General features: G+C 34.0%; 12 protein-coding genes. 8 read left to right on the top strand and 4 right to left on the bottom strand.

Going from position 1 to position 11,953, the window contains the following annotated elements:
• The first annotated feature begins 56 nt into the window (after window positions 1-56).
• The 3 genes from ACTJIW_RS06315 (at window position 57) to ACTJIW_RS06305 (ending at window position 2,297) form a co-directional block, all read left to right on the top strand.
• A complete protein-coding gene (locus ACTJIW_RS06315; RefSeq protein WP_440714952.1) occupies window positions 57-1,235 on the top strand; it encodes a glycoside hydrolase family 88 protein in 1,179 nt (392 codons plus the stop codon).
• A gap of 6 nt (window positions 1,236-1,241) precedes the next feature.
• Window positions 1,242-1,649: a hypothetical protein gene (locus tag ACTJIW_RS06310; RefSeq protein ID WP_012024473.1), complete on the top strand. Its 408-nt coding sequence runs from the start codon at window positions 1,242-1,244 to the stop codon at window positions 1,647-1,649.
• Window positions 1,650-1,862: 213 nt separating this feature from the next.
• Complete coding sequence (locus ACTJIW_RS06305) at window positions 1,863-2,297, top strand: hypothetical protein (RefSeq protein WP_440714953.1); 435 nt, start codon at window positions 1,863-1,865, stop codon at window positions 2,295-2,297.
• Window positions 2,298-2,350: 53 nt separating this feature from the next.
• Here the strand turns inward: ACTJIW_RS06305 and ACTJIW_RS06300 are convergent, their stop codons facing one another.
• Window positions 2,351-3,865, bottom strand: a complete 1,515-nt coding sequence (locus ACTJIW_RS06300; RefSeq protein ID WP_012024475.1) for an FMN-binding glutamate synthase family protein — start codon at window positions 3,863-3,865, stop codon at window positions 2,351-2,353.
• A gap of 31 nt (window positions 3,866-3,896) precedes the next feature.
• On the bottom strand, window positions 3,897-4,676 hold the full coding sequence (locus ACTJIW_RS06295) for an NYN domain-containing protein (RefSeq protein ID WP_012024476.1): 780 nt from the start codon (window positions 4,674-4,676) through the stop codon (window positions 3,897-3,899).
• Between the two features lie 202 nt (window positions 4,677-4,878).
• On the opposite strand from ACTJIW_RS06295, the gene ACTJIW_RS06290 reads away from it, so the two are divergent.
• The 5 genes from ACTJIW_RS06290 to ACTJIW_RS06270 all read left to right on the top strand — a co-directional run bounded on the left by ACTJIW_RS06290 (window position 4,879) and on the right by ACTJIW_RS06270 (window position 10,471).
• On the top strand, window positions 4,879-5,328 hold the full coding sequence (locus ACTJIW_RS06290; protein WP_012024477.1) for an RrF2 family transcriptional regulator: 450 nt from the start codon (window positions 4,879-4,881) through the stop codon (window positions 5,326-5,328).
• Between the two features lie 21 nt (window positions 5,329-5,349).
• Window positions 5,350-5,871 (top strand): azurin, encoded by a 522-nt coding sequence (gene azu, locus ACTJIW_RS06285; protein WP_121361749.1) that lies wholly within the window; start codon window positions 5,350-5,352, stop codon window positions 5,869-5,871.
• Window positions 5,872-5,969: 98 nt separating this feature from the next.
• Window positions 5,970-8,204, top strand: a complete 2,235-nt coding sequence (locus tag ACTJIW_RS06280; RefSeq protein ID WP_440714954.1) for a nitric-oxide reductase large subunit — start codon at window positions 5,970-5,972, stop codon at window positions 8,202-8,204.
• Between the two features lie 23 nt (window positions 8,205-8,227).
• Window positions 8,228-8,959 (top strand): iron-sulfur cluster repair di-iron protein, encoded by a 732-nt coding sequence (gene ric / locus ACTJIW_RS06275; RefSeq protein ID WP_121361747.1) that lies wholly within the window; start codon window positions 8,228-8,230, stop codon window positions 8,957-8,959.
• Between the two features lie 282 nt (window positions 8,960-9,241).
• Complete coding sequence (locus tag ACTJIW_RS06270) at window positions 9,242-10,471, top strand: hypothetical protein (RefSeq protein ID WP_440714955.1); 1,230 nt, start codon at window positions 9,242-9,244, stop codon at window positions 10,469-10,471.
• An 85-nt stretch (window positions 10,472-10,556) separates the two neighbouring features.
• On the opposite strand, the gene ACTJIW_RS06265 is transcribed toward ACTJIW_RS06270, so the two are convergent.
• Window positions 10,557-11,156, bottom strand: coding sequence for an SCO family protein (locus ACTJIW_RS06265; RefSeq protein WP_121361745.1), 600 nt, complete (start codon window positions 11,154-11,156; stop codon window positions 10,557-10,559).
• A gap of 17 nt (window positions 11,157-11,173) precedes the next feature.
• Entirely contained in the window at window positions 11,174-11,950 is a 777-nt protein-coding gene (locus ACTJIW_RS06260; protein ID WP_440714956.1) for a formylglycine-generating enzyme family protein, read from the bottom strand.
• Window positions 11,951-11,953: the final 3 nt, after the last annotated feature.

Raw genomic sequence — 11,953 nt, 5'->3', positions numbered from 1 at the left:
TTTTACTTTATTTCATAAATTTATCGGTTAATAAACTTTCTATCAAAAATAACCACATGAATTCAAAATTTTTCACGCTGATTGCGGTTTTGTTTCTTATCGGAAACCAAACCTATGCTCAAAAAAACAATTCGTTTAATATTCAAAAACAATTAGAGTATTGCGCAGAACAGGCATCCAAAACTTTAAAAGTAATTCCAGATGACGGAACTTCACCAAGAACGGTTCCGAATGGAAGCAAAGACTGGAAATTTGTTAGTTACAAAGACTGGACAAGCGGATTCTGGCCTGGTGAATTATGGTATTTATATGAAGCAACAAAGGATAAAAAATGGGAAAAAGAAGCAGATAAATTCAGCCGTTTCTTAACGCCTTTATCTATCAGCAAAGCAGCTGATCACGATTTGGGGTTTCAGATTTTTAATAGTTTTGGAAACGGATATCGATTGACAAAAAATCCGGAATACAAAGAAATTATACTTAAAACAGCTGATACTCTGGCAACACTTTTTAATCCAAAAGCAGGAACGATTCTGTCCTGGCCTCATAATAAAATGGGCGGTCATAATACAATTATTGATAATATGATGAATCTGGAGCTTCTATTTTGGGCATCTAAAAATGGAGGAAACAAAAAGCTGTATGATATTGCTGTAAAACATGCCGAAACGACAATGGCAAATCATTTCAGACCAGATAATACATCTTATCATGTTATTATTTATGATTATGAAACTGGTAAAAAAATAAAAGGAAGAACGGCTCAGGGATACAGTGATGACAGTATGTGGGCGCGTGGTCAGGCTTGGGCAATTTATGGTTTTACAATGACTTACAGAGAAACAAAAGATCCTAAGTTTTTAGATTTTGCACATAAACTAACACGAGTTTATTTAGATAAACTTACAACAGAAGATTTAATTCCATATTGGGATTTTAATGCGCCTGATATTCCAAATGCTCCAAGAGATGCTTCGGCGGCGGCGATTGTTTCTTCGGCACTTTTAGAGTTGAGTTCTTACACAAAAGATAAAAACCTAAAAAACGAATATCTAACAAAGTCTAAAAAGATGATTGTTTCACTTTCAGATCATTACCAGAGTCGAGATGTAAATTCAGCCTTTTTACTTCATTCAACCGGACACAAACCTGCAGGAAGTGAAATAGATTGTTCTATAAATTACGCAGATTATTATTATCTTGAAGCACTTTTAAGACTTCAAAAAATAAAATAAAAAATTATGGTAAAGAAAATAAGCCAGATTTCGTTTGCAATTATTATGGTATTGATGCTTGCAGGCTGTAAAAATACCAAACAAAAACTTCAGGAATTTGTAGTGAAATACAATGCAACTGCTTCCAGTTTTAAAGCTGAAAATGTAACACTTACTACGGCAAGAGGTTATATAAACGACAATAAAATTGAATTGCGTTTTGAAACTGATTTAGAGCAGAATGACGCTAATAAAACAGCAGCGAATATATCGTTTCCCAAGTTGTTAAAAGATATGTTCGATAAAAATCAAATTCCCGAAGAATTAGTTAACGAAGGTGTGCAGTTTGATGCTTATTTTTTAGCAGATGATAATACTGTTTTTGTAAAAGAAGTGATTACAAAAGAATCACTGCCTGAATTACTGAAAGAATAATTGAGATGTAAAAAATGCTCAAAACAGAAAGCCTCTTTAATTATTTAAAGAGGCTTTTTTTAGTTTATCTAAGTTTAATCCTTTCTATTTTAAACTTTGTGTAATTGACTTGTAGTTAAATAATTACATTTTTTAAAAATCTGATTTGATGTTGTTTTTTTATTTTAATTTCATTATGTTTGAGTTAAAAATTAACTAATAAACCAAAAAATTATGAAAAAAATTACCCAAATCGCATTTATTTTTGTAACAATGTTAGTGTTGGTAAGCTGTAAAAATACCAAACAAAAAATTCAGGAGCACGTAAGTACTTATAATAATTCATCAACAATAAAAGGACACGGAATTACAAGTACAGCGGCTAAAGCATTTTTAAATGACAACAAAATCGAGATTAGAATTGAAACTAATTTAGAAGAAAATGATTCTAACAAAGCGGCCTACAAAGAGTCATTCCCTGATTTATTAAAAGAAATGATTCAAAACAATCAGATTTCGACAGAACTAATCGACGAAGGAGTAAAATTTGACGTATATTTCCTGGCTTATAATAATGCAATATTAGCCCAGCAATTAGTTGATAAAGAAGAATTAGCTGTTTTAGAAAGCGGAGCTGCCACAGATAATAAAGAAACTGCAAAACTCTAAGATTTCATATAAAAAATAAAAGCCTCTTTGAATTTCCAAAGAGGCTTTTATTTTTAGTTACGTTTGGTAACGTTCGTTAAATTATCAGGGAAATACAATTCTGATAGATTTGTAAACTCGTCACCTCGCATAAAGATATTGATATCAACATCTGCAAAAGATGTTTTTCCGGCCGCAGCCAAAAGTTCATTAGCAGAATGAAGTGTATTTTTATGGAAATGATACACACGATCTGATTTATCAGTTACAACCAAACCTTTCATCAGCATTTTGTTTTGAGTGGCAACTCCAGTCGGACATTCGTTATTATGACAGCGTAAAGCCTGAATGCAACCTAAAGAGAACATAAAACCTCTCGCACTGTTACACATATCTGCACCCAAAGCAACAGCATGAAGAATGGAATATCCGGAAATAATTTTCCCGCTTCCTATAATGCGCATTTTATCACGAATATTTAATCCGATTAATGTTTTGTTGACGAAAATTAAAGCCGGTTCAAACGGCATTCCAACACCGTCTGCAAATTCTAACGGAGCAGCTCCGGTTCCGCCTTCAGCACCATCAATTGTAATAAAATCAGGATAAGTATCTTCGGCGATCATTTCATGGCAGATAGCTTCAAACTCAGCTGTATTTCCAATACATAATTTAAAACCTATTGGTTTTCCATTCGATAATTCACGTAATTGTTTAATAAACTGAATTAATCCTTTTGTATCAGAAAAAGCAGTGTGTCCGGGAGGAGAAAGAATCATGGTATGCGGTACAACTCCTCTAATTTTAGCAATCTGTTCAGTATTCTTTGCAGCCGGAAGTACACCTCCGTGACCTGGTTTTGCACCTTGCGAAAGCTTAATTTCGATCATTTTTACATTAGGAAGATTTGCCTTTTCTGAGAATTTTTCAGGGCTGAAATTTCCTTCAGCATCACGGCATCCAAAATAACCCGTTCCAATCTGCCAGGTAATATCGCCGCCGCCTTCAAGATGAAAATCAGTTAAACCTCCTTCGCCTGTATTTTGGTAAAAATTTCCTTTTTTGGCACCAATATTAATAGCGCGTACTGCATGTTCACTCAAAGAACCAAAACTCATAGCCGAAACATTAAACAAAGAAGCAGAATAAGGCTGTTTACAATCTTTTCCTCCAACTAAAACTCTCGGAAGTTCTTCATTTACTTTTGCAGGGAAAATAGAATGTTTTATTCCTTCGTAGCTTTCAGTATTTAAGTTTTGCTGTGTTCCAAAAGGTGTACTTGAGTCAATATTTTTTGCTCTTTGATACACTAAAGAACGCTGGTTTCTTGAAAAAGGTTTTCCATCAGTAGATCTTTCAATAAAATACTGCTGAATTTCGGGTGCAATCATTTCAAATAAATATCTAAAATAACCCAAAACAGGGAAGTTCCTTAAAATAGCATGTTTTTTTTGAGAAGCATTATAAGCTCCAATAATCAATAAAAGAGGGATAATAAAAACGAGTAAGTAACCTCGTCCTGTGTAATAATAAATTGCAGCAACAATTAGAAACAATAAGAATCCGTAAATAAAGAATTTCTTTCTCATGTTTTTAAATAATAATAGGGTAATAAATTAATTAGTTGAATCGTAAACGCACATAAACGTGTTTTATGCCTTTTTTATCCGATTCTCTTTCGTCGATTTCCAAAATATCCGTCAATGATTTCAGCATTGGCGTAAGCTTAGAATAGCCATAATTTCTTGGGTCAAATTCTGGTTTTTTCTTTACAATCAGATTCCCGACATCACCTAGAAATGCCCAGCCGTCATCATCTTCAATATCTTCAATTGTAGCTTCAATAAGTTCAATGGTTTGTTTATCTACTTTATGAAGTGCTTTTTCAGCAGGTTTTTCCACAGGTTTTTTGGTGTCGGCTGTGTTTACTTTTGGTTTTTTCTTCTGAATTGCGCCATCCAAAACCTCAATATAAATAAAACGGTCGCAGGCCACGATAAAAGAACTTGGGGTTTTCTTTTCGCCAATGCCAATTACTTTCATGCCGGATTCTCTTAATCGAACCGCTAATCGGGTAAAATCGCTGTCGCTGGAAACGATGCAGAAACCATCTAATTTCCCGGAATACAGCAAATCCATAGCATCAATAATCAACGCAGAATCTGATGAATTTTTTCCAACCGTGTAACTATATTGCTGTATGGGGGTAATAGCATGTTCTAGTAAAACGGCTTTCCAGCCATTTGCATTCGGCTTTGTCCAGTCTGCATAAATCCTTTTGGTAGTTGGTGTTCCAAATTTTGCAATTTCCTCCATCATACCTTTCACATTACTGTATGGCACATTATCGGCATCAATCAGGACTGCCAGTTTTAAATCTTTTGAGTTGCTTAAAGGCATATTTAGATATTAGAAAATTAAATACTCTCAAAGTTAAAATTAAAATTGGTTTTTATAGAAAGTCAAAGCCGAATAAGTAGTTTTTTCAGTACTAATTAGTTTCATTATAAATAAGGTTTTTCTTCAATAAAATTAATTAAAGATAAATTTGTCTTTTATTTTAAACTTTAATACATTTGTAAAGAATTAATCCAATCAGTGTATGTTTTCAAAAGCGTGTGAGTACGGAATCAGAGCTTCTATTTTTATTGCTACCAAATCTTCAAAAGGGATTCGGGTGGGAATAAAAGATGTTGCCAAAGAAATTGATTCGCCGGAACCATTTACTGCCAAGATTATGCAGATTTTAACCAAAAACGGCATTATTCATTCGGCAAAAGGAGTAGGAGGAGGTTTTGAAGTTTCGAAGGAAGCATTAAAGTCAATAAAACTAATTCAAATTGTGGATGCAATCGACGGTGATAAAATTTACAGAGGATGCGGTATTGGTTTAAAAGAATGTTCAGAAGAACATCCATGTCCTGTGCATTTTGAATTTAAAAAAATAAGAGGTCTTCTTTTACAAATGCTTTCAACAACAACTTTAGAACAGCTTGCTTTGGGAGTAAAATCAGGAGACTTTTTTCTAAAAACAGTAAATACAAACGATTAACATTAAATAAATTTCTTAAAAATGAATACAAAAACCAAAATTTCACTATTGATCCTAATGGGATTTTTAACTATAACTTCTTGCGGTAAAAAAGAAACAGCTCCGGTTGAAGAACAAACAGAAACTTCTACAGAAGGCGAACAAGCTCCAACAGCTGCACCAGCTGAAGAAAATGTATTGGTTATTGAAGGAAACGACCAAATGCAGTTTAATACAAATGAATTAAAAGCAGTTGCAGGAAAACCAATTAAATTGACTTTAAAACACGTTGGTAAAATTCCAAAAGAAGCAATGGGTCACAATTTAGTAATTCTTCAGGAAGGAACAGACCAGAGTGCATTTGCTTTAAAAGCTAATGATGCAAAAGCGACTGATTATATTCCTGAATCTGAAAAAGCTTCTATCATTGCACATACTAAATTATTAGGCGGCGGAGAAGAAGATACAATCGAATTTACAATTGATAAAAAAGGATCATATCCGTTTATCTGTTCTTTCCCTGGCCACGTGGCTATGATGAAAGGTACGTTAGTTGTTGAGTAAATAATATAGACTCCAAATGCTGAAAATAGGTTTGGAGTTTTTTTTAAAACCAATAAAAGATAATTTTGTCTTTTATTAATAAATTTCCCCCAAGAGAAATGAAAAGAGAAAAAAAATTATGGTTCGTTTTTGCATTGGTAATGAGTATATCATTTGCCGTGCTTGGTTATTATGGTTATGAAATTTATCAACAGGCGCCTCCGGTTCCTAAAGAAATTATAACCGATTCAGGAAAAGTGGTTTTTACTGAAACCGAAATTAAAGACGGGCAGAATATCTGGCAGAGTATAGGAGGCCAGGAAGTAGGATCTATCTGGGGACACGGAGCTTACGTTGCCCCAGACTGGACTGCTGATTGGCTGCATAGAGAAGCACTTTTTATACTGGATAAATTTGCCAAAGAAGATTTTAATAAAAAGTTTGACGATTTGGATGCCGAAAAACAATCGGCTTTAAAAATTCGTCTGCAAAAAGATCTTAGAACCAATCGCTATGATGCCAATACAGGAGTTCTTACAATATCTGAAAACCGTTTGGCAGCTATTAAGAGTTTAAGCGAATATTACAAAGGACTTTTTACAAACGATCCTAAGTTTGATAAACTGAGAGAAGAATATGCGATTCCGAAAAACTCAATAAAAGATGATGCGAGAATGCACAAAATGAATGCGTTTTTCTTTTGGGCTGCCTGGGCAACAGTTACTAATCGTCCGGATTCTGATATTTCATATACACACAACTGGCCGTCAGATGAATTAGTTGGAAACAAAGCAACCAAAGAACTTTTGGCATGGTCTGGAGTCAGTATTATTCTGCTGATTTTAAGTATTGGAATTTTAGTTTTCTATCATGCAAAATCAGGTGAAGAAGAAGAATTTCCGCTTCCAAACGAAGATCCAATTATCAATCAGGGCAAAACACCTTCGATGAAACTGGTTGTAAAATACTTCTGGATTGTAAGTTTACTGATGATTTTACAAATGGCTTTTGGAATCATAACGGCCCATTACGGAGTAGAAGGAAACGGCTTGTACGGAATTCCAATCGATCAGATTTTGCCTTACGCCGTTACACGTACATGGCATACCCAATTGGCTATTTTCTGGATTGCGACGGCATGGCTGGCAACTGGATTGTATATTGCTCCTGCGGTTTCTGGTAAAGATCCTAAATTTCAATGTTTTGGTATCAACTTCTTATTTATCGCCCTGCTCATTATTGTTTTAGGTTCAATGGCTGGACAATGGTTTGGTGTAATGCAGAAATTAGATTTGGTGCAAAACTTCTGGTTTGGTCATCAAGGTTACGAATATGTTGATTTAGGGCGATTCTGGCAGATTTTCCTTTTAGTTGGATTGTTTTTATGGCTTGCCTTAATGATTCGCCCTTTAATCCCGATTTTAAAGAAAAAAACACAAGAGAAAAACCTAATTATTCTTTTCTTGATTTCTTGTACGGCAATTGCCATGTTTTACGGCGCAGGATTAATGTGGGGAAGACAAACCAATTTAGCCGTTGCTGAATATTGGAGATGGTGGGTAGTTCACCTTTGGGTTGAAGGTTTCTTCGAAGTTTTTGCAACTGTTGTTATGGCTTTCTTATTTGTTTGTTTAGGATTGCTGAAAACCAAAACAGCTACTTTAAATGTATTGTTTGCGACCATTATTTTCATGTCGGGAGGGATTTTAGGAACATTCCATCACTTGTATTTCTCAGGAACGCCAACCGCGATTATGGCTCTTGGAGCGACTTTCAGCGCGCTAGAAGTTGTGCCTTTAACTTTAATAGGATTTGAAGCTTATCAAAACTATAAAATCTCAAAATCAACCCAATGGATTGCGGATTACAAATGGCCAATTTATTTTATGATTTCTGTTGCATTTTGGAATTTCCTTGGAGCCGGAATTTTCGGATTCATTATTAACCCGCCAATTGCACTTTATTATATACAAGGTTTAAATACAACGCCATTACATGGACATACGGCTTTATTTGGAGTTTACGGAATGCTGGGAATTGGACTGGTATTATTTGTATTAAGAAGTTTATACAGAAATGTAAACTGGAATACAAAACTGTTGAAAATTACTTTCTGGTCGCTGAATATCGGTTTGTTTTTAATGGCAGTATTGAGTTTACTTCCAATTGGAGTGTGGCAGGCAATTGAAAGTATCGATCACGGAATGTGGTACGCCCGCTCATCAGAATTAATGCAGCAGCCGGCAATGATTACCTTAAAATGGCTTCGTGCGATAGGAGATTCTATTTTCGGAATCGGATTTATAACAATGGCATGGTTTGTATTTGACCTGACCTTAAAAAACAAAAAATAAAAACAAATTTAAAATTGAGTATCATGGAAAATTTAAAAAACAAAACAATAGGATCATTCGTAGCTCAGGATTATAGAACTGCTGCGGTTTTCTCTAAATACAGAATTGATTTTTGCTGCAAAGGAAACAGAACCGTAGACGAAGTCTGCGAAAAACAAAATATTGATGCCGATGTTTTATTGCAAAACATTCACGAAGTTATTCAGTCTGAAAACAACGGTTCGATTGATTTTAACTCATGGCCTTTGGATTTACTGGCAGATTATATCGAAAAAACACATCATCGTTATGTTGAAGATAAAACACATACACTGCTTGCTTTTTTAGATAAATTATGTAAAGTTCACGGAGCCAATCATCCTGAGTTATTTAAGATAAACGAATTGTTTATTGGCTGTGCCGGCGAATTATCACAGCACATGAAAAAAGAGGAATTAATTTTATTCCCTTTTGTGAAAAGAATGACAAAAACCAAAGAATCTGACGGAATTTTATCTCAGCCTTCGTTTGGTTCAGTTTCAAATCCAATTGCGATGATGATGCACGAACATGATAATGAGGGAGAGCGTTTTAGAGAAATTGCTGCTTTAACAGATCATTACACGCCGCCTGCAGATGCTTGTACAACGTATAAAGTAACTTTTGCAATGCTTAAGGAATTTGAAGAAGATTTACATAAGCACATTCATTTAGAAAATAATATCCTGTTTCCAAAAGCTGTTCTTTTAGAAAAAGATTTTGTTGAAGTAGAATAAAAATAAATTTTAATAGTTCGAAAAGCACCGATAGCACATTTTAAAATGATATTTATCGGTGTTTTTTATTTGAAGAAATGTTATTTTTAACTCATTGAGTTTTACTAAAAAAAAAATAAACACATAGAAACATAGATTTTAACAAACTTGAAAGACGATTTGAGAAAATCTAGATTTTTACACATAGTCCCGAAGTTTCGGGATGTATTCATGCAAGTGAAACGCCTTTTAAACGCTTGCAAAATCTATGTTTCTATGTGTTTAAACAAAATTTATTCATTTATGAATTCTCAAAAAGCCTGGATACTCTGCTGTTTTTTTAATTTTCTGATTGCTTGTGTATTCGGATTAGTAATGCGGCTGGTGTATCTTTTTCCTTTAGATTTTATAAACTACAGTTTTCTGCTTCACGCACATTCTCATGTCGCGATGCTGGGCTGGGTATATATGATGATTTACGTTCTAATTGTCCGCTTTTTTATTCCGAAGGAGAAAAGGCAAAAACGAATTTATAATCGTTTATTCTGGCTGACACAATTTTCGGTTATCGGAATGATGATTGCTTTTCCTATTCAGGGGTATGCTTTGTTTTCTATTGTTTTTTCGACCCTGCATATTTTACTGAGTTATGTTTTTTGCAGATTGGTTTGGAAAGATACTGCTAAAGAAAAAACACCGCAGCAAAGACTTTTACAGGCTTCTGTTTTGTTTATGATTTTGTCGACTTTTGGAGTTTGGTGTTTAGGGCCGGCTGTAAGTACGCTTGGCAAGCAGAGTGTTTTTTATCAAATTGCGATTCAGTTTTTTCTGCATTTTCAGTTTAACGGCTGGTTTATACTGGCAATTTTAGCGTTGTTTTTAAAACAATTTCAGAATAAAATAGATGAGGTAAATTTTAGAAAATTTTATCTTTTAATTATTATTTCAACGCTTTTAACGGTTTCTTTTCCAATACGATGGTTTGTAGAAAATAATATATTGAATTACATTAATGTTCTGGGAGTTTTGGTTCAACTGCCGGCTTTTGTTTATTTCTATAAAATGCTGCGGCCGCAAATTCATCATTTTAAAAATTCTTTGGATAAAATAACTAAAACAGTTTATGGTTTGGCTTTATGTTCGTTGTTTCTCAAAGCAGGAATTCAGTTATTGACGATTTCTCCCAATTTAGCCGAAGTTTCGCATCAAATCCGAAATTTTGTAATTGGGTTTATTCATTTAACAACTTTGGGAATTATAACCGGATTTTTGTTTGGAATATTATTGCAGAATAAAATGCTTTCAGCTGATTCAAGAGTATTGAAAATAGGAGTAAAAGCTTTTATAATAGGTTATTTAGCAACCGAAATTCTGCTTTTTTTTCAGGGTGCGCTTCTTTATTTTGGTAAAGCAATGCTTGCAGGATATTATGAAAGTATTTTTGTTTTTAGCGTGCTTTTGGTGTTTGGATTAATTTTAATGATGGTATCCAGTAATAAATTTAGAATATGTTCCTCAGAAACTAAAAACTAAACAGAATTAAAAAACAAAAAACAAGAGTCGATCCATTCCTAAAAAATCTCCTCTTGTTTTCCTCCTAAATCAAAATGTGTAATCTTTATATTTTTTGTGCTTCCCTATTTATTGCTTCAATTGTTTTTTCATTGTTTACACCTAAACCTTCTTGCTGAAACACTAGTTCTCCTGCCTCATTAAATACACTTATAATATTTGAGTGCGAAAAATCTACCGGAGATATTTGTTTGTAATTAACAGCCAAAACAGCAGCAAATTCGCGTGTATTTTCTTCAGATGAACGAAGGAAAAGCCAGGGTTCCTGATTCATTTTATTTTCGATTGCAAAAGATTTAAGTCTTTCCGGAGTATCGGTTTTTGGATCTATGCTTACCAAAATTAGTTTTACATTCTTTTTTGTTTTCTTGTCGAGTTTCGATTCAATATCGCGCATATCAGCAACTAATCGTGGGCAGGCAGCTTTACAGCTTGTATAAATCATAACCATTACCAAAACATTTCCTTTAAGACTTTTTAATTCTATCTCTTTATTGTCCTGAGTAGTCCATTTTGACGGAAGGTTGTAAATTGACAAATCGCTGATGTCTTTACTTTTTTCTGCGGGAATATCTTTTTTATCGGCTTCTTTACAGCTTTGCAAAGAAAATGAGAAGATAAAAAGAGCAATTATTATTTTTTTCATTTCAAAATAAATTAAAATTAGAGTTTTGGTTTTGTGCTGGATGCACATCTAAAACCAAGATTTCGGGTTGAATATTGAGCCTTAAGGCTTCCTCTAAAAGCATATCGCATAAAAGCCGCATAATCCATCAAATCGGTGGCATTTACAGAGGCGCTTCCGCAGAATAAATTCTTATCACTGCTTTTGTCTTTTCTTGATTCTCCCGATAAAAAAATGCTGTTAAAGTCAGAGGTCCATTCCCAGACTAAACCGTGCATATCATAAACACCCCAATAATTTTTAAAAGTCTGCCCAATTTTATTTTCATAGGTTTTGGACTTTTCATACCAGGATAAAATATATTCGTTAAACTCTTTTTTGGTTCTGGCATCTACTTTTTTTTCATCGGCCATAGCCGCGTATTCCCATTCATCCATTGTAGGTAACCGCTTTCCCTGACATTCACAGTATTTTTTTGCAGCAAACCATGAAACACTAGTTACAGGCGATTTAGAGTCAGCATTTCCAAAATCAAAATCGCTTTTCCAATACGACAGATAACTTTTGTCTGCAAAAATTCCTTTTATTTTTGATTTACTGTACTGCTGATTTTTTTTAATAAAATTTAAAAATTCTGCATTTGTAACTGGGTAAACATCCATATAAAAAGATTTTACGAGTACAGGCTTTTTGGAAGAGGCTCCGTAAAGAGGGACAAACGTGCCCTCCTTTACCGGAACCATTCCATTTTCCTGAGCCCTTGAAAACCCTGAGAGCATCAAAAAAAAGGTAATAATGAAAAAGTGTATTTTCATGCT

Source organism: Flavobacterium sp. 22659 (genome assembly GCF_052044235.1).
Lineage (GTDB): Bacteria > Bacteroidota > Bacteroidia > Flavobacteriales > Flavobacteriaceae > Flavobacterium > Flavobacterium johnsoniae.
The sequence above is the reverse complement of the archived record's forward strand: the minus strand, read 5'-3'. Positions and strand labels throughout refer to the sequence as shown.